We start from the raw sequence: 22,789 nt of genomic DNA, 5'->3' as shown, positions 1-22,789 counted from the left end.
GGTTAGACCTAGGCAGGGGTGAGCAAGCGTACGACTTGTTCGTTGTCGAGTTCTATAATGGCAGATGCAGCGTCTTGCGCTGCCTCTGGGTCGCTTTTCTCGACGGCAGCAATAAGCGCGTGATGCAATAACAGGCCATCGGCAAAATAGCCGTTTGTGTCGCCAGATGAGTTGGCCTTGATGGCGAGGGCAAGTGTGAGTTCCACGACACCTGTTACCGACCGTAGCAAGCTGTTTCCCGATGCTTCGGCGATGGCGCGGTGAATTTCAAGGCAAGCCAGGCCGTGGCCTTCAGGACTGGTTTGATTGAGCTCGATTTGATGGAGCCAGTACTTCATCACACGAACGTTGTCGGCTGTGCGGCGTTGCGCTGCCAAGCTCGCGGAGCGCGTCCCAAGCGACCGCCTCACATCGAATAGGCTTTCATAAAACCGCGCATCAGGCTTGGTATAATAGTGCCAACTCAACACTTGCGGGTCGAAGAAATTCCAGCGGCTTATAGGCGAGACGCGAGTGCCCACTTTAGGCCGTGCTTCGACAAGTCCTTTGGCCTCAAGTGTTTTTAGCGCTTCGCGCAGCACTGTGCGCGACACACCGTAAGTCTCCATCATCACCTGATCACTTGAGAGCGTCGATCCGACGGGAAACGCCCCAGTGACAATGGACAGGCCAATCTCATTGATAACGAAATTATGGAAATTCCGTGCAGCAGGTCGCCCCGAGAGAGAGCGAATAAGGCTGCCAGTTTCGATCATACTAAGCTTTCTCGAGCGAATCTTTTCTAGAGGCTGACGCCGCGAATATGATGCGCTGTAAAACGATGAATAAGAACAATAAAATGCCGATGACGATCTTGGTCCACCAGCTCGAAAGCGTCCCGTCGAAGATTATATAGGTTTGGACCAAACCCAGCAGCATTACCCCCACAAACGTGCCGAGCACGAAGCCGTACCCTCCGGTGAGAAGTGTGCCGCCGATGACCACAGCGCTGATCGCATCCAACTCGACGCCTACCGCCGCCAGCGGATAACCCGCTGATGTGTAAATGGAAAAGATGATGCCAGCTAAAGCCGCCAACATGCTGGAGAGCATGTAAATTTGGACTGTCGTTTGGGCAACCGGAACGCCCATCAGGGAGGCAGAAACAGGGTTTCCACCTAGAGCATATACATAGGAGCCAAACCTGGTCCTATGTGCCACGAGGGCGCCGATGAGAAAAATCGCGACCATCAAAAGGCCGATAAAACTCAGTCGCCCGCCACCGGGCAGCCTGATGATGAGGCTGGTAATCAGGGAATAGAATTCGTGGTTGATGGGAACGCTATCCTGCGTGATCACCGAAGCGCCACCTCGTGCCAAGAACATCCCTGCCAATGTCACGATAAAACTTGGCACTTGGAGATAGTGGATCGTTGCACCCATCGCCGCGCCAAACAGCCCCGCAATCCCGAGGGCAATGATGAACGCGACCAGCGGATGGAACCCCATCCAGCTGATCAGAACGGCAACCAAAACGCCGGTAAACCCGATCACCGCCCCCACAGACAGGTCGATGCCGCCGGAGATGATGACAAAGGTCATCCCCACCGCTGCGATGCCGAGGAAGGCATTGTCAGTAAGAAAATTGCCAAGGACGCGCGTTGAAAGCATGCCGGGAAACTGCATGACCGAAAGAGCATAGGCGATTATGAAGATTACGGCAGTGGCTGCCAGAGGTCGCAAGCTGCGCTTCATTTGAATGTCACCTGATTGCGGTCACGCTTGAAAACGCCCAGTGCCGAGCCGAGCAGGGGCGACTGCACCATCAAAATGAGAATGATCATCCCAGCTTTGACAATCAGGTTGAATTCGGGCCGGAAGCCCGACACCAAAATCCCTGTATTCATCGCCTGAATAATGATTGCACCGACGACCGCGAGCGGGATGGAGAACCTACCGCCGAGCAGCGATGTGCCGCCGATCACCACAGCCAGAATGGCATCGAGTTCGAGCCATAGGCCTGAATTATTAGCATCCGCCCCGCGAATATCTGCCGCTACAATGACGCCAGCAATCGCCGCACAAAAGCCGCTGAGGCTATAGACCAGCATCAGCAGTACGCGCGAATGAATGCCGGCCAGCGATGCTGCTGCGCGGTTAACGCCAATCGCTTGCACGAAAAGCCCGATCGCTGTTCGCCTGGCAATGAACGTCACCACAACCATCAACACAACGGCGATCACGGCAGCCATCGGTAGCCCCAGGAATGAGCCGGTGCCGAGGAAAATCAACGCAGGGTCATTGAAGGTGACAATTGATCCCGATGTGATCAGCTGTGCTATCCCTCGTCCTGCGACCATTAAAACCAGCGTCGCCACAATGGGCTGGATGTCGAGCACTGCAACGAGGAAACCATTCCAAAGCCCGCATGCTAGCCCAACGGCCAACGCTGCGACAACGGCTAGAGGTGTTGGATAGCCTGCAACAACCATCGTCGCCGCGACGGCGCCACACACCGCCATAATCGCGCCGACGGAAAGGTCTACCCCTTTCGTTGCGATGACTCCGGTCATACCAATGGCCAAAATTGCGACGGGCGCGCCGCGATTGAGCACGTCGATCATGCTTCCAAAGAAGCGTCCATCCTGCCAAGAGATGCGGAAGAAGTTCGGAAACAAGATCCAGTTAATTAGCAGAACGGCTGTCAGTGCCAGCATCTGCGTGTTGGCTAAATGACTGAGATAGAGCCGCTTCATGCTTCCACTCCGGCGTTGTTGTTGGCAATTGCGTGCACGATCACACCTGCATTGATGTTCTTGCCCGTGAGCTCGGCAACCATCTCGCGCTCACGCATCACCACAATGCGCGAGCTGTAAGCAACCACCTCGTCCAACTCTGATGAGATCACCAGCATGGCCATGCCTTCGTCGCGGAGGCGGTTGATGGTGCGCACTATTTCAGCATGCGCGCCCACATCAATGCCGCGGGTCGGTTCGTCGAGGATGAGAAAGGCAGGGTCAGTCGCTAACCAACGCGAGAGGATAACTTTTTGCTGGTTGCCGCCGGAGAGGAGCTTGACCGGCATGTCGAGCGATGCGGCTCGAATATCCATCGCCTCGCCAAATTTTCCGGCGATTTCGAGCTGCTCGTCTCGGTCGAGCGCCTTGAACCAGCCCAACTTTCCCTGCAGCGCGATGACAATGTTCTCGCGCACTGACAGATCGCCCAAAATGCCCTCGGCCTTTCGGTCCTCGGGGCAGAAACCGAAGCCCTTCTTTATGGCGTCAGTGGTGCGGTGTATCGTGGTTTCGACGCCGTTGACGCGCAGTTTGCCCTGATCGGCAGCGTCGGCGCCAAACATGATGCGCGCCATTTCGGTCCGGCCAGATCCCAGAAGGCCGGCAACACCAATAACTTCGCCCTTGTGCACGACAAGGCTAAATGGTGCGACGCTGCGTTTGCGGCCAAAGCCTTCAAATTCCAGCAGCACCTCATCATGCGTACCAATCGGCTCGATGTCGGTCGCCCCGGAAAACGCAATGTCCTTGCCCAACATCAACCGCACCACATCTGTCCGATTGAGCGAGGTTAAGTCTCGCGTTTCGATGAGCTTGCCATTGCGCAACACCGTGACGCGGTCCGAAATGGCGAACACTTGATCAAGAAAATGGGTGATGAACAAAATGGCGAGGCCCTTGGCCTTCAAGCCCTTTACTACCTCAAACAGCCGGGCGACTTCATTGCGGTCGAGGCTGGCAGTGGGTTCATCAAGAATAAGCACTTTGCCTGAAAGCTGCACTGCGCGGGCAATCGCCACGATCTGCTGCACAGCCACGGAATGGCTCCCCAGCTCACTGCCAGGATTGATGTGCAGATCATAATTCGCCAGCAGGACCCGCGCGTCTGCTTCCATTTTACGGACATCAACAAAGCCGAATTTGCGCGGCTGGTGTCCGAGAAAAAGGTTCTCCGCTACCGAGCGGTTGGGCAGCAGATTGACCTCTTGATAGACAGTGCCAATGCCATAGGCCTGCGCGTGAAGCGGGTTATCGAGTGTTATCTCGCTCCCCTCGAGATAGACGCCGCCGCTTGTTGGCCGATAGGCCCCAGTCAGGATTTTGATGAGGGTCGATTTGCCCGCACCATTTTCGCCAAGCAGCGCATGGACTTCGCCCGCGCGCAGGCCGAAATCGACATGGTCGAGCGCTGTGTGAGTGCCGAAAATCTTGGACACACCGCGCGCTTCAAGCACGTTGCTATTCTCAGTCATACCTATTCCCCCCGCAGTCACTCTACTCCTCGCCAACAAACTGTCATCCCGGCTGGTGCCGGGATGACGTTTCGGGAAGGAGCGAGGCTTGCGTCCTAGTAACCGAGGCCCTTACGGCGATCGTATTCGCCTTGCGGATCATCGGCGGGGGTATAGAGCTTGGATTCAGTAATGATGAATTTTTCAGGCTCCGTGCCATCGGCGAGATAGGCCGAAAGCGCGTCAAAGGCGGGACCTGCCATGTTCGGGGTTAGCTCAACCGTGGCATTGGCTTCGCCTGCCACCATGGCTGCAAAAATGTCAGGAACAGCATCAATAGAGACGACCTTAATGTCAGTCCCCGGCTTGAGACCTGCGTCCTTGATCGCCTGAATAGCGCCAACGGCCATGTCGTCATTGTGCGCGTAAACCGCACAAATATCGGCGCCACCGTTTTCGGCCTTGATGAAGCCTTCCATCACTTCCTTACCCTTAGCGCGGGTAAAGTCGCCAGTCTGGCTGCGCGCCAGTGTGATATTGGCCTTACCAGCAATGGCTTCCTCAAAGCCCTGCTTGCGGTTAATGGCCGGCGTCGAGCCCACCGTGCCCTGCAGTTCCACTACCTTGCAGTCTGCGCCATTGACGTCGGCGACGAGCCATTCGCCGGCAACACGACCTTCCTTCACCTGGTCTGAGGCGACGGAGGTCAAATAGAGATCTTCTGGCGCGTCTACGCCGCGGTCGAGAAGCACCACTGGAATTTCGGCTTCCTTGGCTTCACTCAACACGTCTTCCCAGCCTGTCGCCACCACGGGAGCAACAAGAATGGCGTCAACGCCTTGGGCGATAAAGCCGCGAATGGCCTTGATCTGGTTTTCCTGCTTTTGCTGTGCATCAGCAAATTTCAGGTCAATCCCAAGTTCTTCGGCTAGTTGTTTAGTCACTGAGGTTTCGGCAGCACGCCACCCAGACTCTGAGCCTATCTGGCTGAAGCCAACAACGATGCCGTTCAGATTATCCTGAGCAATGCTGACAGAAGTCAAAGCAGTAGCGAGGCTTGCCGCGAGGGCAAGCTTGGAAAAAATGGTCACGATGTCCTCCCAATGTGCCGTCGCGGTGTTTTCACCTTCGACGATGATCAAACGCTACATAAAGTACTATTATATGTAAAGAGGGTAAGGAGTCGGCAACACGCTGCGTCGGACGGACCGAAACGTTGTCAAAGTCGGAAAGGAGACAGGAGCCTGAATACTCAACGGGAGTGGTCAATATACGGTTGCGCTCGCATTAGGGGGCAGCGATGCTTAGCCCTGAAAAGCCTAGCTAAACTTCAACGGAAGGGAGCCGAGCATCAAGCCAGCAAAGTCGCAGAGCAGATATGTCGCTGGAATTTTGAAGAGATTGGCTGGGGAACCTGGACTCGAACCAAGATTGACGGAGTCAGAGTCCGCTGTTCTACCATTGAACTATTCCCCAGCATGGCCCTGATGAGCGGGCTGGTCAAAGGTTGTAGCTAACCTTTGCTGACATCAACGTTCTGAAGCACTTGTGCGTTCGTCGTTGATGGGTGCTACATAAAATTCTCTTTGCAGCGGGTCAAGGGCTGAACTGAGCTTTTCTAGTTGTCCACATCAAAACCTGTCGGCAGCACCTTTGGCGCCCAACGATCGCTGGGTTGAATATCCCGCTCCGAAAAGACATCGACCCGCTCACAGGAGCGGGCCGAAACTTGCCGAGGTTACTGACTGTCACCTTCGTCGTATTCAGACGCGGCTTCGTTAACACTGTCCTCAGCCAACGACGTTAGCAGCGTGTCCGATGCCGTCTCTTGGTCATAGATCGATTGCAGCTTGGCGTGCACCTCATCAAGGCCCAGCGCATCAGCAAACCCGATCATCGCGTGATAGCGGCAGATTTCGTAATGCTCTACCGCGCGAGCCGAGAAAATAATCGCCGCGTCGCCAGCCAGGGTGCCGCCAAAATCTTCCAGAATGCCGTCAGCTTCTTCCAGGATGCCATCAATGGCGTCGCATTTTTCGCCTTTCACGCGCAAATGCATCAGTTCAAAGACCTCTTCGAGTGTCTCGATGTGACCCTGCGTTTCGTCGCGATGGTTGCTCAACGCTTCGGACAGTGCAGCGTCATCGGCCGCTTTGATCATTTTTGGAAGTGAGCGATAAATCTTCCGCTCGGCATAATACATGTCGCGCAGCGCATGCTCGAAAAGGTCCAGCAGGCCTTTCTCCTCTGTGGCAGCTGCTTTGCGGGCAGGGGCCTTTTGCGCTTTTGATCTGACCGATTGGGCGCGCTGCTGCCGCTGCTCTGCAGCTGGCTTAGCGCGAGACACTGTGCGCGTCTTGCCGGACTTGGTCGTTTTGGTACGAGAGGCTGGCTTCTTGTCTTCGCTCATGGACGAAGATTTTGTGGGCGTCTTTTCGCTGTTAGCCATTGTGTCGCTCCTAATGTGAAGTCGATCAATGGCCGGGTTCAGGTCTTGTTCCGAAAGCGGGGATCACATCTGCCCAAGAGCCAATTTTATAGGACGCTAATTTTGTATCCGGTGCGGTATCACTTGCTCGCGGCAGGTCTGACTATTCATTGTCCCTGCCAAGATTACGAATGACCGTGTCTAATGCGAAGGCGAGGCGTTCGACGTCATATTCAGATAGGTCTTTATAAACGCGGTCTAGAAAGCGGTCTGAAGCTTCGGGGATAATCGTCAAAAGCTCAGGCGTATCCTTCTTGAGCCAAACGCGTCGCGCGCGACGGTCGTCCTGATCAGTCTCGCGCCGGATCCAGCCTTTTTCCTCGAGTTTATCGAGAAGCTTACCTGCGCCCGCGCGCCCCATTTGCATTTTGTCAGCAAGCTCAGTCTGCCGACATCCGGGGTTCAGCGAAATATGCATGAACGCGGCCCACTGGGCGCGAGTGATGCCATGCTCGGCGACGAGTTTGTCAAACTCAGTGCTCATCAGGCGCGCCACCTCGTGGATGCGATACATGGTTGTTGCGCGACGTTCGGCTGCGCCTTGTTCATCAAGGGGTTCGTTCACGTTGCGCTCCAGTCAGGTGTGCGCCCCCTCTCTACGCCTGTTAACGTCCGGCGAAAAGAGTGGCGCGATGACAGATCGAAAACATAACTGTATCCTTGTGTACTATCTGCGCTTGGGCTAATTTGACGCGCGTCAAAAGAACTATGTGGGTCACGTATATGACTTCCGAAGAAAATAGCCGCGTCTCTCGTCGTGGTTTCATGAAAGCAGCGGGATTGGGTGCTGCTACTGCCGCTCTTGGCTCGGTAACTGTAACTGCCGCAAATGCGCAGGAGTTGCAGTGGGACGAAGAATTTGACGTCGTTGTTGCTGGTTCGGGCGGTGCAGGCCTGGCCGGTGCTATCGGCGCACTCCATGGCGGCGCAAGCGTCGTTATCTTGGAAAAGGCAGCCTTCATCGGCGGTACGACCGGCAAGTCCGGCGGTGGTTCGTGGGTCCCGAATAACAAGTGGATGAGCGAGTTCGACCAGAAGGACGACAAGGACGCTTTCCTGCGTTATGTCGCCAAGGTTTCGTTCCCTGAACTCTACAATGACAAGAGCCCGACTCTTGGCATGACCGAACACCATTGGTCGCAGCTGAACGCCTTCTGGGAAAACGCAGCGCCTGTGTTCGAAAAGCTCGACGAAGTCGGCGCTCTTCCATCCAAGGTCTTCACCTCTTGGGACGGCAAGCCAGCTCCTGATTATCATGGTCAGATTGCTGAAAACGGCCAGATTCTCGGTCGCCAGCTCGCCGTCAACGTCGACGGCAAGAACGGCAGCGGCGCCGACATGGTCGACTTCATGTCGATCTATGCCGAAGACAATGGCGCAGAAATCCGCACCGAAAATCGCGTTGTGCAGATCGTGCGCAATGAAGAAGGTCGCGTCATCGGCGTGCATGTCGAGACCCCAGAAGGTCTCAACCGCATTGCTGCCAAGAAGGGCGTCATCTTCGGCACCGGTGGTTTCACCCACAACCCGCACATGCGCACGCAGTTCCTGCGTACCCCTGTTCTGGGCGGTTGCGCTGTTCCAACCAACGAAGGCGACTTGATCAACATGTCGGCCGAGTTGGGCGTAAAGCTTGGCAACCTCAACGAAGCGTGGAACCAGCAGGTTATCCTAGAACAGGTTCTGGATTTCTCCAGCGTTCCAAGCGGCGTGTTCTTCCTTGGTGGCGACAGCTCGATTGCGGTCAACAAGTTCGGCCAGCGCATGTATGACGAAAAATACGTCTACCCAGAGCGCACCCGTTCGCACCAAGTTTACGACCAGTGGACTGGCGAATACCCGAACCTGTATCAGATCTTCATCTTCGATGATGGCGCTCGTGAGTTCGGCGGCTACGAAATCCCTAAGGTTGGTGCAGACCTGCCAAAGCATGTGATCACCGGCAATACGCTGGAAGAGCTTGCGGCCAACATTCAGGCACGCTTCGACGGCCTGGCCGAGCGCATCGGCACCTACAAGCTGGATACTGCTTTCCTCGACAACCTCAAGGAAACCATCACCCGTTACAACGGCTTCGCAGAAACCGGTGTCGACACCGACTTCCGCCGTGGTGAAGCGCCGATCGATGGCTACTTCCACTACATCACCGTCGATAAGGGTAATAAGAACCCTTACATCTCTGCAATCTCTGAGACAGGTCCTTACTACGCGATCCTGCTTGGCGCTGGCACACTCGACACCAAGGGCGGACCGATGTTTGACGTCAATGGTCAGGTTCTGAACGTCAAGGATGCACCAATTCCGGGCTTCTATGTCGCCGGTAACGCTTCGGCTTCCCCTTCGGGCAAGAGCTATCTCGGCGGTGGCGGCACCCTCGGCCTCGGGATCACCTTCGGCTACCTCGCTGGTCAGCACGCAGCGGCTCAGACCGTTTAATCATTGGGTGCGCAGCTTCGGCTGCGCACCTTCTCTACTAGAAAGACATGCTATGAATTTTCTCCGCACGGCCCTTACCGCAGGTCTCTTCATCGTTGGCAGCTCGGCGGCCTTCGCCAACACCTGCCTTGCCACTTACACTGAGACGGCAGAGCCGGTCCTCGCGCGCAAATGCGCTGCATGCCACAACGACGCATCGCCTGGTTCGGGCGTGTCGTTCCAGAAGGGCAGTGGCTATGATTTCTTGGTCAATGTTGCCAGCGAGCAGCTGCCGACCATGAACCGCGTTACCCCTGGCGATACCAGCCAGAGCTACCTCGCACACAAGATCAGCGACACGCATGAAAGCGTTGGTGGCTCGGGCGGCAAGATGCCTCCAAGCGGCCGTCTGCGCGAAGCCGAAGTCGAAGCCATTATCGCGTGGATCGAAGGCTGCACGGTCGAGCAATGACGTCTGAAAGCTTTCTGCAGACACAGCGACACGGTCCGGAAACGGCGCCGCTCTGGTTTGTCTTCCACGACCGCTGGCAGATGCTCGAAGATGCTGTGACAGTGGCCGAACGGCTCGGGCCTGACGCCTTGGCCGTCAGCGTCCGTGCGCCTCGTGCGCAAAGCCGCGGTGGCACTGGGCAGGTCATGGGTTATTTCTGGGCCGTTGGGCCACAGGATTACCCAGAGCTGTCCACGCTCGGCGACGGATTGTACCAGCTTGAGCTGCTGCTCGACGAAAATCTGCAGCGCTATGGTCGTACCAAGCTCAACCTACTGGGATACGGCGAGGGCGGCATGGTCGCACTCACCTTGGCCGCGATTTTCCCCGACAAGGTGGAAGCGGTGATCGTCAAGGACGCCTATTTGCCGCTGAACATTGATGCGATGCCGATCAGGGCGTCGCTGGCCGGCGTACAGGTTGCACTAGAATTGAGCGAAGCTGTCTCGCACGAGCGCGTTCAAACGCTGGTCGACCTCGGTGCAAATGTAACGACCCAGGTTGCGCAGAAAAGCTGATCCAATGCGGAAGCTGTGAATGCTTTTGAGCTCCCAGCTTCCGCCACCCCGGTCACCCGTTTGGCAGCGGAGGGTGGTCTAATGGTCGCCGTGCACGCGTGTTATGGCAGTGTCATGAAACCGCCAACTCTTTGTCACTTGCCAAATCTATCTGCTTGTTCCAGCATTTGAAAAACAAGCAGCGGGCACGCTATGAGCACCATCCTTGGCATGGGTTTTGAAGTCACCTCCGTCAACGGCGAATTCGCCAGCATTGAGGAGGAATTGGGTATCCTTGCCGACATCGGCGCTGACTATGCGGAGATCAGCCTTACCAGTATCGACCTGATTGCTGGCGGCCGGATCATTCCGGACCGGCGCGCACGGCTCAAAGCCTGTACCAAAGCCTTTGACCTGAAATACACGGTGCACGGGCTGGTTTCGTCCAATTTCATGGACCCTGATACCTGCGGCTATCAATTGGATGCTGCCAAGGCGCTCGTGCAGCTGTGCGACGATATCGGTTCTGGTATTCTGGTCCAACACGGCGGGTCGCTGCGTGCCAACCAATTGGCCGAGAGAGGCGATGCCGATCGTCGTGAACGCGAAGCGCTCGCTGAACTCGCGGACTTTGCCAAAGGCTATGGTGTGCGCATTGCTTTGGAGAACATTTTTACGGGCGAGGCGGGCCAGTATCGTCAGACCCCATCACAATTGGCCGACACAGTCCGGGCCGTTGATCATCCCAATCTGATGGCCCTCATTGATTTCAGTCACGCCTATATCGAAGCGACGTATCGTGGCCTCGACTTCTATGCTGAAATCGCGGCGATGGCGCCGGTGACAGGGCATCTTCACGTACATGACAGTTTCGGTCGCCCGCAGCGCTTTTTTAAGCCCTATTTCCCCGCTGAAAATACAGCACTCGGTATTGGCGATCTGCATATGCCCCTAGGCTGGGGCGACATCGACTGGCAACGAATTTTTACCGAGTTCACCTTCCTGCCAGACACGGTTCTCTTGATGGAGATTGACCGACGCTATCGGGCGGAGCAGCCGCAATCTCTTGCCATCGCCCGGGATATGAAGGCTCTATACGAAAGCAGAAACACCTCAGCTTAAATGATGTATCTGAAGGGGCTGGGAGCCTAGAGCTGCCAGCCCCTGCTGTTACGGTGACGAGATCGGGTCGTGTGACAGTGTATGTGCCGTCTGATCAAACCAAGCGACGCTCTGAGATTTAGTTCGATTGGGATCACCGCAAAGGACCGCAGTGCCATGCCCCGCGATGGTTTGGCTTACCGAGCGGCGAGGATGGCTTTGGCGAGGTCTACAAAGCCTAGCCCCGCGTCGCGACTGGTTATCCAGCGTGGCTTTTTCGGTAAGTCGTCGAGAACGGGCAGTATATTGGCGACGCCGAAGGTCTTGTCGAAGAATGCGAACATCGGGCCGTCATTGCGGGAGTCGCCAGAAAAGGCGACCTCTTGCTGCAAAGCTCCATCTGTAAGGCCCAGTCTGCGCAAGACACGCTCGCTCATCGTCTGCTTATTATAGTCGCCGACCCACGAGTTGATATGCACAGAGCTGATTGCCACACTGGCACCCGTCGCACGAATTTGCTCCGCCAGTGAATCCACCTGATCGCGCGGGTAGCCAATAATATCGACCGCCACGTCGGCAAGGCGAAATTGTTGGTCATGGGCAAAGCGGAAACGCTCACCCAACAGGGCCTCAACGTTTTCCAAATGGGCCTTACGCCGCTCGATCTGAAGAGCTTCGTCTTCCCAATATTCGACGCTGACCGTGTTGTGGTTCGCTGTCATGACGAACGCGCCGCTCTCGCCAATGGCAGCGGTCACTGGCCATGCACGCGCAATATGCTCACACCACCCCGCGGAACCACCGGTTACAGTGATGACCTCGATGCCCGCGTAATTGAGATCCCAGAGGGCCGCATAGGTCTCAGGTAGGAGGCGGCCTTTTGTTGTGAGTGTGTCATCGATATCGGTGAGAACGTAGCGAATATCCCGGAGGTCATCGACACTCGGGGCTGGGCCTAAGAATGTCACTCGATGTCACCGTCACAAATTACAACATGCGTGCCTGCATCGGCAAAGATCTGGGCTGCCACACCGTCGTCTGGAAGTTTATCCGTAAAAAAATGCGTTACGCTGCCAAGTCTAGCGACGCGAACAGAGGCTTCGCGGCTCCATTTGCTGGAGTCGGCTGTCAGGAATGTCAGTCGGGCGTTGCTCATGAGCTTTTGAGTTAGTTGTGCTTCGCTGTAGCTGAAATCTAAAATCCCCTTTTCGGGGTCGAGTGCGCCAGCACCAACGATTGCGAATGAGGCGTAGAACTTTTCGAAATAGTCCAATGTATCTGGGCCCACCACATCTCGGTCATTGTGGCGCAACAACCCGCCGGTAAGATGCACTTCGATTTGGGGAGCGTCAGATAAGGTCAAAGCAACGTCGATATTATTGGTCACGACTCGTAGCTTATCGTGGTCGCGTAACGCTTTTGCGACAAACTGAACCGTGCTGCCGATGCCCATAAATACGGTTGAACCGGAAGGAATGGCAGCGGCAACCTTGGCGGCAATGTTCTGCTTGGCAGGACTGTTAAGCGCCGCGCGCGCATTGACCGAGAGATTGCGTGGTTCAACTGGCAGATCCACTCCACCGTGGAAACGACGCGCATCGCCTCGATCGCACAAGTCGTTGATATCGCGCCTAATAGTTTGGGTAGTCACGTCAAACCGCGTCGCTAACTGGTCGATAAACTGCGGTCCCTCAGTCTGGAGAAGACTAAGGATTTGCTGCTGTCGTATCGATAGGGCGACGCGGTCAGGCACAGTGATTATCCCAGATAAACGCGAGGGTCGTCTGTTATCACGCCGGTCAGACCCGCGTGCCAGAAGCTGGCCAGTTCAACAGGGTCATTGCTTGTCCATGCGCGCACTTTGATGCCTTTGGCGGAGGTTTGCTCCAGCAAGCCAATACAAAGGCCCTTATAATGGGCGTGAATAGAGGTCGCCGGAATTGAGGCGAGTTTCGCTTCCCAGTCGTCTGGTACGCGTCCCCACAGCATGGCAAGTTCGAGGTTCGGCTCGCGCTTATGCATTGCTTTGAGGCATTCAGGATCAAAGCTGGAGATCATGATTTCCATATGCGATGGGCGCTTAGCGATCGCGTCTGCCACAGCGTTGACTAGTTGATCGAGCGACTTGTGGTGCGGGTGCTGTTTGATTTCGACGTTGATGTTGAGGCCAAAACCGCCGAGTGCCGTAATAACCTCATCAAGCGTAGGTATCTTCTCGCCGGTGAAGTTGGTACCAAACCACGACCCGCCGTCGAGCGCTTTGATTTGTGCCGTTGTGAGCGCACCGAGGTTACCCGAGCCATCGGTTGTCCGGTCGACGCTATCGTCATGAATGACGATGAGGTCGCCGTCAGCATTCAATGCAACGTCAAGCTCCACCCATTTGGCGCCATGTTCGGCGGCCTGCCGAAAGGCAGCAATGGTGTTCTCCGGCGCAATCGCGGACGAGCCTCGATGGCCCTGCACTTCGTCGCGGATCGGCCCTGTTTTTTGTTTTGTTGTCATGGCTGTTTTCAATTCGAAAAGGTTAGTCTGTGCGCTTGCCGGTTGCAGCACTGAATGGATGCAAGCTTCTCACTGGTGCGTAGGCTGTGGTTGAGCTGCCTTCTTCAATGTCGGGGCGCCCAGGGATGCTTAGGACAATCGACTGCCCCGTCGAGTTGAGCCGCACGTGCAAATGGCTTTCTCCGCCGATGGGCTCGAGCAGTTCTACCGTGGCAGCAAAGGCGACAGACGGCTCGAGCGGCTGCTCCAACACCATGGTGTCTGGGCGAATGCCCAAAATATCGGTGTTTTGAGGCAGCGCGCTGAGGTTATCGGTATTGCTGACCGAGGAAACCGGGATGAGGTTCATCGGCGGGGAGCCAATGAAGCCTGCCACGAACAGCGTTGCAGGACGATCATATACCTCGGTGGGCGTCCCAATTTGCTCGACCAGCCCGCCATTCATCACCACGAGGCGATCCGCCAGCGTCATCGCTTCAAGCTGATCGTGGGTCACATAGAGGCTGGTGGTTTTGAGGCGACGTTGCAGCTTACGGATTTCAACGCGCATCTGTACGCGCAACTTGGCGTCTAGGTTCGACAGGGGTTCGTCGAAGAGAAACGCTGCCGGTTCCCGCACAATTGCACGGCCCATGGCAACGCGCTGGCGTTGCCCGCCCGAGAGTTGGCGCGGCTTGCGATCCAGCATCGGTCCGATTTCTAGGATAGCGGCAGCTTCCGCGACACGACGGTCAATTTCGGCGCGCGGCGTGTTGCGGTTTTTCAAACCATACTCAAGGTTTCCACGCACAGTCATGTGCGGGTAGAGCGCGTAGTTCTGGAACACCATTGCGATGTCGCGTTCGGCCGGTTCGGCTTTCACCACGTCGCGGCCGCCAATCTCGATACGGCCCGATGTCACGCTTTCGAGGCCCGCGACCATGCGCAGTAGGGTGGATTTTCCGCAACCGGATGGGCCAACCAGCACAATCATCTCGCCATCAGCAACGGAGAGGTTGACGCCTTTGACGGCCGGTACATTGCCGTAGTCTTTTTTGAGGTCGACCAGATTGATCGTTGCCATGACTTATTTCTCCGTTTCCACGAGGCCTTTAACGAACAGGCGCTGCATGAAGATAACGACGAGGACGGGTGGCAGCATGGCGAGCATGACGCCGGCCATAACTAGGTTCCATTGGGGTTCAGAGTCGGCGGTAGCCGCGAGGCGCTTAATGCCCATAACGACAGTGTAATATTTGCTGTCGGTGGTCATGAGCATGGGCCACAGGTACTGCACCCATCCGAAGATGAAGAGGATGACGAAGAGCGCAGCGATATTGGTGCGGCTCAAGGGCAGCAGAATATCGCGGAAGAACTTCAGTGGTCCCGCGCCGTCGACACGTGCCGCTTCCGCCAGCTCGTCGGGAACCGTCAGGAAGAACTGACGGAAGAGGAATGTTGCCGTAGCTGAAGCGATCAGCGGGATAATCAAACCATGATACGAGTTCAGCATTCCCAAGTCAGCGACGACTTTGAAAGTTGGAATAATGCGGACTTCGACCGGGAGCATCAGCGTAATGAAGATGATCCAGAAGGCGACCATGCGGAACGGGAACTTAAAATACACGATCGCATAGGCTGACAGGATTGAGATCGCGATCTTACCGACCGCAATGGACACTGCCATAATCAGCGAGTTCATCAACATGATGCCGAGAGGAGGTGCACCTGCTGAAGAAACCCCTTCATTGATCATGAAACTATAATTTTCGATCAGATGTGGGCCAGGCAGCAGCGGCACCACGCCTCGCATGAAGTCGCCCGAGCCGTGGGTAGAGGCGATAAAGGCCAAGTACACGGGGAAGGCCACAACGACCACACCGACGATCAACGACAGATGGGTTATGAAGTTGAGGAACGGTCTATTTTCAACCATTTTGCATGCCCCTTAATACTGGATCCGCCGCTCAACAAAGCGGAACTGAATTGCGGTGAGGGCGATAACAATCAGCATCAACACGACCGACTGTGCCGAGGATGAGCCAATGTTCAATCCGAGGAAGCCGTCCGAATAGACCTTGTAAACGAGAATATTCGTCGCCTGAGCTGGCCCACCCTGAGTGGTGGCGTCGATCAGGCCAAAAGTGTCGAACATTGCGTAGTTGATGTTGACGATGAGAAGGAAGAACGTCGTCGGTGCCAGTAGCGGGAAGACAATTGTCCAGAAGCGCTTGAATGGACCTGCGCCGTCAATTGCTGCCGCTTCCACCAGCGAGTGCGGTACGGACTGCAGTCCTGCGACGAAAAAGAGAAAATTGTAAGAAATCTGCTTCCAGCTGGCAGCGATAATCACAAGGATCATGGCTTGTGTGCCATCAACGCGATGGTTCCACGAGATGCCGAGGCCACGCAGTATATAGGGCGCTATGCCGATTGTGGGGTTGAACATGAACCACCACAGAATGCCGACCACCACTGGGGCCACCGCATAGGGCCACACCAGCATGGTGGTATAAACGCGGCTGGTTTTGATCGCTCGATTGACCGCGATCGCGAGTAAAAGCGAGATGCCCATCGAAAGCGCGGTGACGCAGACCGCGAACAAGCCCGTCTTCCATAGGGAATTGAGGTAGAGGGGATCACCAAATAGGCGCGTGTAGTTTTCGAACCAAATGAATGTAGTCCGGAAGCCGAAGGGGTCTTCCCTTTCAAACGATGACTTAACCGCTTGGGCCGCAGGCCAAATGAAAAAGATGATGGTGATGACCAACTGCGGCAGAAGCAGCCAGTAGGGTAAAATTTTATTCGGGAATATTGTGCGTTTCGCCTGCATGCTCCGCCTCATGTTTTTTCGCGCAAGTGGCGCGAAACTTAAGGTGCCCCATCTCCTCCAAGACGGAGCACCCTTGCGCTGTCAGATTACTGATTGGCAGCTTCGAAGTCGCGCAGGATGACATTGCCGCGTGTGACGGCCGAGTCGAGCGCTTCTTGTGCGGTCTTATTGCCGGCAAGCATTGCCTCAAACTCTTCGTCGACCACGTTACGGACCTGGGTCAGGTTACCGAAACGAATGCCCTTCGAGTTGGCGGACGGAGTGCCTCGCGTAATCTGCTTGATGGCAATGTCCGAGCCGGGGTTGGCTTCGTAATAGCCCGCCGCAACGCCCGCTTCATAGGTTGCCATCGTGATTGGCAGATAGCCTGTGTACTGGTGCCATGCGGCCTGAACGTCAGAGCTGTTCAGATAGGAGAAGAATTCCGCAACGCCCTTGTAGGTGTCGTCCGACTTCCCGGTCAGGGCCCAAAGAGTTGCGCCGCCGATGATCGAGTTTTTCGGTTCAGCGATCACATCGTCGTAGTAAGGCAGAGGAGCGAAACCGACCTCGAAGTCCTTGGAGTTATTGATAACGCCGACGCGACCAGCGGAGGAGTTCATGAAGATGGCGCATTCACCGGAATAGAACTTCGGACCGGAGTCTGGACCGCCAGCTGGGCCGCCATATTGGAAGAGGCCTTCATCAGACCACTTTTTCAAATTGCCCCAGTGACGCGCCTGTAGCTCACCATTGAACGTGAACTCGGTGTCAAAACCGCCGAAGCCGTTTTCCTTCGTGCCGAATGGGAGGTCGTGGAGAGCGGAGAGGTTTTCAGTCTGGATCCAGGTGATCCAAGCTGAGCTCAAACCACAGTTAGCAGCGCCTGATTCCTTGATTTGGCGCGCCATGGTTTCGAGTTCTGCCCAGGTTTTGGGTGGGGTGTTTGGGTCAAGGCCAGCTTTTTCAAAGGCGGTCTTGTTGTAGTACATGATTGGGGTTGATGAGTTGAATGGCAGCGAAAGAATGTTGCCATCGGTGTCCGAGTAATAGCCCGTTACTGGGGCGAGGAAGCCCGACGGGTCCCAAGCCTGACCATTCTCGGTCATCACTTCGTATACTGGTTTAACGGCGCCCTTGGCTGCCATCATAGTGCCGGTACCAACTTCAAAAACCTGCACAATTGCGGGCTGTTCATTGGCGCGGAATGCGGCAATCGCGGCAGTCAGCGTTTCGGCATACGTGCCCTTGTAGGTCGGGACGACTTTGTAGTTGCTCTGGCTAGCATTGAAATTCGTCGCTATTTCTTCGAGCTTCTTGCCAAGCTCTGCGTCCATGGCGTGCCACCACGCGATTTGGGTCTGAGCAAAGGCAGGGCTCGCGGTCAGCATCGCTGCAACGCCAGCAGACAGCAAGGTTACGTTCTTAAACATACTCTCTCCCTTGATATTAGCCGGGGCCTCCTCGCCCCTAGCTTTGGATCAATATGATATTAGGAATTCATATTTTGCAAATCAAAATGTTCATGTGAACATCAGAGTGCCGATGGAGTTAACCAGAAACGGCGAGATACTGCCGCGTCTGTGGGCCTTATCAGCAATTAGAGTGCCGGATTTTACCTGCTTTGGCCCGATGTGGTCTGTGCAACTTGCAAGGTCATGGTTCATGTGAACATGATGGTGAGCGAGCCCATCGCGTTACTAGGGAGAGGGTTTTGTATTTTGTAATCTTGCAGCTGTTGGCTTCTATCGTCCTGCTGCTTTGGGCAGTACGCATGGTCCGCACGGCGGTGGAGCGGGCCTATGCGGCAGAACTCAAACGCGCTCTCTCATTGGCCGAACGTAGCCGCTTCATCGCGGCCGGCATTGGGGCCGGTCTGGCGGTGGCGTTGCAGAGTTCGACGGCGGTAGCAGCACTCGCTTCCAATTTTGCCTCAACGGGACTTATGTCGACCGCGACAGGGCTTGTGTTGATGCTTGGTGCCTATCTAGGTTCCGCGCTCGTCGCGAGCATCCTGTCCTTTGATCTCTCATTCTTCCTTGCTCCTCTGATCATCCTCGGCGGGACATTGTTTCTTCGGGGCACGCAACGTCGCTCCAAACAATTGGGACGTCTCGTACTTGGCATAGCCTTTGTGCTTCTGTCGCTGCAGATGGTGTCTGAGGCGACAGCGCCATGGCGCGAAAGTGAAGTGTTGGGCTGGGTGATCACCTATTTAAGTGGTGATCTTTGGACCTCATTCATTGTCGCTGCGTTGATTACTTGGGTGTCATATTCCTCTGTCGCCAGCGTTCTCGTTATCATTACGTTTGGGACTGCGGGCCTCATACCGTTCGAGGTCTCGGCTGCGTTTATTCTTGGTGCAAATCTCGGCGGCACCTTCATTGCCTACTCCATTACAAAAGGCGGTGACGTTCGTTCCCGACGCGTGGCTGCTGCTGCTTTGGCCATGCGGGGCGGGATGGCATTGCTCGTGCTCGTCTTGTTCCAGGTTTTCGGTGTGCACAGCCTCGGTTTGCCGGGAGATGTCGGGCAACAGAGCAGCCTTTTGCATATTGCCTTCAACTTTGGGGTTCTGCTGTTTGGATTGCTGCTATCGGGCCCTGTGTCCCGGCTCGCGGAACACTTCATCGGCGAGGTCACTGATGCGACGCACACGGACGTCGCCCGCTTGCGCGCTACGGCTCTTGTCGCTGATCCTGCCGGTAACGTTGATGCGGCACTCGCCAGCGCCACACGAGAACTGCTTCGCATGAGCGAGATGGTTGAAGTGATGTTGCAGCCGATAATGGACATCATCAAAACTGGTGACAGAGCAGCTGTTCGGCGCGTGAAGGAAATTGAGTCTGGCGTGGATCGGGCCAATCGCGCCATCAAACTCTACCTCAGTCGTTTGGACTGGAGCTCCATGGATTCTAGTCAAACGCACCGCGCATCGGATCTATCGTCCTTTGCCATATCTCTAGAGCAGGCCGGCGATATAGTCTCTCGCGAGCTGTTGCGCATCGCGGATCAAAAAGTCGATCGTAGATTATCCTTTTCGACCCAAGGTTGGGACGAACTGGTTCAATTGCACGACCGCGTACTTTGCAACATGCAGCTCGCTCTCAATGTTCTTGTCTCTGAGGACACAGAGTCCGCGCGCCGTTTGGTCGTCGAGAAGGATGAAGTTGGTGCCCTTGAGCGCGCCAGCATGGAGAGCCATTTCGCGAGGCTCCGCTCAGGTAACACATCGAGTTTTGATACGAGCGAACTGCACTTGGAGCTGATCCATGCTCTGCGCCGGATCAACTCGCTATTCAGCGGGATCGCCTACTCGATTCTCAGTGAGCAAGGTGAGTTGCTCGACACGCGACTGACCCACAAGTCGGGTTGAGGGTCGGCTACTGGTTTAGCCCTCAAATCGAACTCGCGCGAAAGCTTGATTGCCATCATTCGATACCATGTGCTTGCCCGTGAGCCTCATGCCGTGGACGTTTGAGTGCGTTTCCGTGTCAGCCCGCTGTAACCCGGCGGAGCGGAATGCGCCGTTATTCCCCAGATCAGCCCAACGACGAGGAAATAGTGACGCCAATGATCTGTGTCGATGATCGCAGACTGCAGGGCCAGTGGGATAAAGACAGCAAAAACTGGAATGAGCAGGCCGCGCCGCTCTGGGTCTCTTAGCCCAATAAGTCCCCGCCAGAATGTGAGGGCAACAAGAAAGTAATAGATGAGGCCACCGCCCCATCCATAGCCGTGTAGAACTGTCACATAGGTATTATGCGGCTGCTCTGAGATTTCCAGGTAAGTAAACTCGGTAGGGCCGAGGCCCAGCGGGTGGTCGAGGGCAAGATCAAACGCGTATCCTTGTCGTCCAAAGCGGCCACTCTCACCTGTGTCATAATCTTGACTCATCGTTCGCAGTTCAAAGAACTCGCGGACCTCAGGCACTGATAGCAATCCTGCCAACATGACGACGACGAGTATGCTCCCGATGATGGCGATGGTCAGCATGCGGACCTGTATCCGCGCTTTCGCTTCGAGCAGGAAACACAGGACAAATACGAGGAATGCGGACGCCGCAAAATGCCCCCAAGCCGCACGCGAAAAGCTAACAAACACACCAAGCATGATCAGCAAGACAATCGCGCCGCTCACCAGTTGGCCCTTGCGTTGGAAGAACAGCTCGCGCAGCACCATCATGGCCGGTAGTACGAGGAAAGGCCCATAAACATTGGGGTCTTTGAACATCGCCTTAGCGCGATCATACCGCAGGAACATGTCTGCGTTTGGCATCAGGCGCAGGTAGGCGAGGATGCCAATTGCAGCGGAGACAATGGCGATAGCCACATAGGCATTGCGAATGACGGCTAATCGTTTCTCGGGCGCATCGGCGATAAAATTGGCGACAAAAAAGCTCGTCAAGAACAGGTAAATCGTGACGGCATTAAAAATAAGCGCGTCCGTTAACGGAGCGTGACGCACTTGAAACGCGGCAATTGTCGCGAATATCGTAAACGGGATGATCAATCCCAGCAATGGCAAGGTGGAAGGAAATAGGGGCATGCGGACTGCCACCATCATGCCAAGCGTCAGTAAGAACAAAACTTCGTACAGGGATGGTTCAAAAAAGACCAAGCCACCGGAGAATACCCAGATCCAAACGACCGCAACAAAGACTTTTGATGCCACTGCGCTCATATAGGCGCGGCCACGAATTTGCGCCGAGGTTAGGTTTTCCGCCGAACTTGCGGATAGTACATCGGTCATAGCGTTCTTTACTTAAGCAGTGAGCGTTATAGTATTGGCGCTGGCTGAAGAAAATGCTAACCGCGCACGTCGTAATTTGGCGTTCGACATGAAATCGTCTGCGCGAAACCGCGCTGAGAGGAGGCCAAGTTGACAGTCTCACGCCGAAACCTTCTCCGTGGCAGTATTGGCGTCGGGGCCAGTCTAGCACTCGCAAAAAACGCTGCCGCTCAACGCTTTGTTGATGCAAATGATTTTGGACTGTCGCCATCAAACGGCGACCAGACCAGCTCACTTCAGGCCGCGGTTGACGCCGCCATAAGCCTGCAACAACCACTTTTGATCGGCCCAGGGGAATTCGCGACCAATCTAGTCTCCATAGGTGGACCAATCACCGTCCGGGGCTCAGGGCAGACCGTTCTTCGCCTCGACGTCGCTGACACGATCTTGGCGGTACAAGACTGCAGCCATGTCGTGCTTGAAGGGCTGGTCCTCGCAGGCAATCCGCTGTCTCGCGGGGGGCGCGCCTTGCTGGAATTGGTGAGTGCCAGCAATTTCACAGTGCGAGCTTGTCGCTTCGTGTCTTCGTCAGGGATGGGGGTCTGGTTACAAGATGCCGAAGGTCGCATCGAGGATTGCGACTTCTCTGACATCGCTGACACCGCTTTGTTTTCGACTGATAGCCGGGGCCTAGACGTGAGCGGCAATGTCATAACGCGGTGTGGGAATGGCGGTATCCGCATCTGGCGTTCGGAGAGTGGTGCTGACCGCTCGCGCATCTTTGGTAACCGTATAAGCACGATCGATTGGAACGATGGCGGCAACGGGCAGAACGGCAATGGCATCAACGTATTTCGCGCTGATGGCGTGAGCATAACCGACAACCACATCGTCGATTGCACATTTTCTGCCATACGGCTCAACGCCACCACCGACACCCGCGTCATCGGAAATCACTGCGAGAAGAGCGGCGAAGTCGCCATCTACTCCGAGTTCGGTTTCTCTGGCTCCATCATCAGCGACAATGTGATCGACGGCGCAGCGGCCGGGATTTCAATGACGAATTTCGACCACAATGGACGTTTGTCCGTCTGCAAAGGCAATATTGTCCGCAATATTGCAAGCGCCTCACTGACAAATCCCGATGTTGTTCCCTATGGGATCGCGGCAGAGGCCGACGCAGCTATCGTGGGGAATATCGTCGAAGCGGTTCCGGGGACGGGGATCGTTGTTGGTTGGGGCACTTATCTTAGGGATGTGCTGGTCAGCGATAATGTCGTTCGACACTGCGATATTGGCATTTCCGTCAGTGTTGTCGACGGGGCCGGGCCGTCCCGAATTAGCGACAACCTGCTGTCTGGCATTCGCTTACACGCGATTGTCGGCACGCAGTGGAGGGATATCACGGTCACCGACCTCATCGGTGACGCTGGGAGCCATCCCAAGATCGCGATTGACGGAAACAGCGTGCACTAGCGGTATGAATGATCTCGTACCCCGAATGCCCCGACCATATCTCGGA

21 protein-coding genes and 1 tRNA gene are annotated in these 22,789 nt (G+C 55.6%); 6 read left to right on the top strand and 16 right to left on the bottom strand.

Annotated features, from left to right (window positions below; all coding sequences use genetic code 11):
- Window positions 1-8: 8 nt before the first annotated feature.
- The 8 genes from JHL21_RS06685 to JHL21_RS06650 form a co-directional block, all read right to left on the bottom strand.
- Window positions 9-755, bottom strand: a complete 747-nt coding sequence (locus JHL21_RS06685; RefSeq protein ID WP_200212626.1) for a FadR/GntR family transcriptional regulator — start codon at window positions 753-755, stop codon at window positions 9-11.
- Between the two features lies 1 nt (window position 756).
- Complete coding sequence (yjfF, locus tag JHL21_RS06680) at window positions 757-1,734, bottom strand: galactofuranose ABC transporter, permease protein YjfF (protein ID WP_200212624.1); 978 nt, start codon at window positions 1,732-1,734, stop codon at window positions 757-759.
- A complete protein-coding gene (locus tag JHL21_RS06675; RefSeq protein WP_200212623.1) occupies window positions 1,731-2,735 on the bottom strand; it encodes an ABC transporter permease in 1,005 nt (334 codons plus the stop codon). Before JHL21_RS06675 ends, yjfF begins: the two co-directional genes overlap by 4 nt.
- Window positions 2,732-4,249 carry a sugar ABC transporter ATP-binding protein gene (locus JHL21_RS06670; protein WP_200212622.1) on the bottom strand — a complete coding sequence of 506 codons (1,518 nt, stop codon included), beginning with the start codon at window positions 4,247-4,249 and terminating at the stop codon, window positions 2,732-2,734. The genes JHL21_RS06675 and JHL21_RS06670 overlap by 4 nt, the downstream gene beginning before the upstream one ends.
- 95 nt (window positions 4,250-4,344) lie before the next feature.
- Window positions 4,345-5,319: a galactofuranose ABC transporter, galactofuranose-binding protein YtfQ gene (gene ytfQ, locus JHL21_RS06665; RefSeq protein ID WP_367948163.1), complete on the bottom strand. Its 975-nt coding sequence runs from the start codon at window positions 5,317-5,319 to the stop codon at window positions 4,345-4,347.
- Window positions 5,320-5,630: 311 nt separating this feature from the next.
- Window positions 5,631-5,704, bottom strand: a tRNA-Gln gene (locus tag JHL21_RS06660).
- Window positions 5,705-5,966: 262 nt separating this feature from the next.
- Window positions 5,967-6,677, bottom strand: coding sequence for a ferritin-like domain-containing protein (locus tag JHL21_RS06655; RefSeq protein ID WP_254081962.1), 711 nt, complete (start codon window positions 6,675-6,677; stop codon window positions 5,967-5,969).
- Window positions 6,678-6,819: 142 nt separating this feature from the next.
- Window positions 6,820-7,281, bottom strand: a complete 462-nt coding sequence (locus tag JHL21_RS06650; protein WP_200212621.1) for a MarR family transcriptional regulator — start codon at window positions 7,279-7,281, stop codon at window positions 6,820-6,822.
- A 158-nt stretch (window positions 7,282-7,439) separates the two neighbouring features.
- Between JHL21_RS06650 and JHL21_RS06645 the strand changes: the two genes are divergently transcribed.
- The 4 genes from JHL21_RS06645 to JHL21_RS06630 all read left to right on the top strand — a co-directional run bounded on the left by JHL21_RS06645 (window position 7,440) and on the right by JHL21_RS06630 (window position 11,261).
- On the top strand, window positions 7,440-9,152 hold the full coding sequence (locus JHL21_RS06645; RefSeq protein ID WP_169194777.1) for an FAD-dependent oxidoreductase: 1,713 nt from the start codon (window positions 7,440-7,442) through the stop codon (window positions 9,150-9,152).
- A 52-nt stretch (window positions 9,153-9,204) separates the two neighbouring features.
- Window positions 9,205-9,603, top strand: a complete 399-nt coding sequence (locus JHL21_RS06640) for a c-type cytochrome (RefSeq protein ID WP_169194778.1) — start codon at window positions 9,205-9,207, stop codon at window positions 9,601-9,603.
- Entirely contained in the window at window positions 9,600-10,160 is a 561-nt protein-coding gene (locus JHL21_RS06635) for an alpha/beta hydrolase (RefSeq protein WP_200212620.1), read from the top strand. The genes JHL21_RS06640 and JHL21_RS06635 overlap by 4 nt, the downstream gene beginning before the upstream one ends.
- Before the next feature lie 192 nt (window positions 10,161-10,352).
- Window positions 10,353-11,261 carry a TIM barrel protein gene (locus tag JHL21_RS06630; protein ID WP_200212618.1) on the top strand — a complete coding sequence of 303 codons (909 nt, stop codon included), beginning with the start codon at window positions 10,353-10,355 and terminating at the stop codon, window positions 11,259-11,261.
- A 176-nt stretch (window positions 11,262-11,437) separates the two neighbouring features.
- Here JHL21_RS06630 and JHL21_RS06625 read toward each other — a convergent pair whose 3' ends face one another.
- The 7 genes from JHL21_RS06625 to ugpB form a co-directional block, all read right to left on the bottom strand.
- Entirely contained in the window at window positions 11,438-12,208 is a 771-nt protein-coding gene (locus JHL21_RS06625) for an HAD-IIB family hydrolase (RefSeq protein WP_200212617.1), read from the bottom strand.
- Complete coding sequence (locus JHL21_RS06620; protein ID WP_169194782.1) at window positions 12,205-12,993, bottom strand: DeoR/GlpR family DNA-binding transcription regulator; 789 nt, start codon at window positions 12,991-12,993, stop codon at window positions 12,205-12,207. Before JHL21_RS06620 ends, JHL21_RS06625 begins: the two co-directional genes overlap by 4 nt.
- Window positions 12,994-12,998: 5 nt before the next feature.
- A complete protein-coding gene (locus tag JHL21_RS06615) occupies window positions 12,999-13,745 on the bottom strand; it encodes a glycerophosphodiester phosphodiesterase family protein (RefSeq protein ID WP_200212616.1) in 747 nt (248 codons plus the stop codon).
- Window positions 13,746-13,767: 22 nt separating this feature from the next.
- Window positions 13,768-14,808, bottom strand: coding sequence for a sn-glycerol-3-phosphate import ATP-binding protein UgpC (locus JHL21_RS06610; protein WP_200212615.1), 1,041 nt, complete (start codon window positions 14,806-14,808; stop codon window positions 13,768-13,770).
- 3 nt (window positions 14,809-14,811) lie between these two features.
- Window positions 14,812-15,660 (bottom strand): sn-glycerol-3-phosphate ABC transporter permease UgpE, encoded by an 849-nt coding sequence (gene ugpE / locus JHL21_RS06605; RefSeq protein ID WP_169194785.1) that lies wholly within the window; start codon window positions 15,658-15,660, stop codon window positions 14,812-14,814.
- 12 nt (window positions 15,661-15,672) lie between these two features.
- The gene (gene ugpA, locus JHL21_RS06600; protein WP_169194786.1) at window positions 15,673-16,557 is read right to left on the bottom strand and encodes a sn-glycerol-3-phosphate ABC transporter permease UgpA; all 885 of its coding nucleotides are present in this window, start codon (window positions 16,555-16,557) and stop codon (window positions 15,673-15,675) included.
- Between the two features lie 86 nt (window positions 16,558-16,643).
- On the bottom strand, window positions 16,644-17,969 hold the full coding sequence (ugpB, locus tag JHL21_RS06595; RefSeq protein ID WP_200212614.1) for a sn-glycerol-3-phosphate ABC transporter substrate-binding protein UgpB: 1,326 nt from the start codon (window positions 17,967-17,969) through the stop codon (window positions 16,644-16,646).
- Window positions 17,970-18,250: 281 nt separating this feature from the next.
- On the opposite strand from ugpB, the gene JHL21_RS06590 reads away from it, so the two are divergent.
- Window positions 18,251-19,912 carry a Na/Pi cotransporter family protein gene (locus JHL21_RS06590; protein ID WP_200212613.1) on the top strand — a complete coding sequence of 554 codons (1,662 nt, stop codon included), beginning with the start codon at window positions 18,251-18,253 and terminating at the stop codon, window positions 19,910-19,912.
- Between the two features lie 86 nt (window positions 19,913-19,998).
- Here JHL21_RS06590 and JHL21_RS06585 read toward each other — a convergent pair whose 3' ends face one another.
- Window positions 19,999-21,288 carry an O-antigen ligase gene (locus JHL21_RS06585; protein WP_200212612.1) on the bottom strand — a complete coding sequence of 430 codons (1,290 nt, stop codon included), beginning with the start codon at window positions 21,286-21,288 and terminating at the stop codon, window positions 19,999-20,001.
- A 129-nt stretch (window positions 21,289-21,417) separates the two neighbouring features.
- Between JHL21_RS06585 and JHL21_RS06580 the strand changes: the two genes are divergently transcribed.
- Window positions 21,418-22,743: a TIGR03808 family TAT-translocated repetitive protein gene (locus tag JHL21_RS06580; RefSeq protein WP_200212610.1), complete on the top strand. Its 1,326-nt coding sequence runs from the start codon at window positions 21,418-21,420 to the stop codon at window positions 22,741-22,743.
- Window positions 22,744-22,789 lie beyond the last annotated feature (46 nt).

The sequence above is a fragment of the Devosia sp. WQ 349K1 genome, assembly GCF_016595685.1.
Classification (GTDB): domain Bacteria; phylum Pseudomonadota; class Alphaproteobacteria; order Rhizobiales; family Devosiaceae; genus Devosia.
This window is presented reverse-complemented; position numbering and strand designations above follow the sequence as displayed.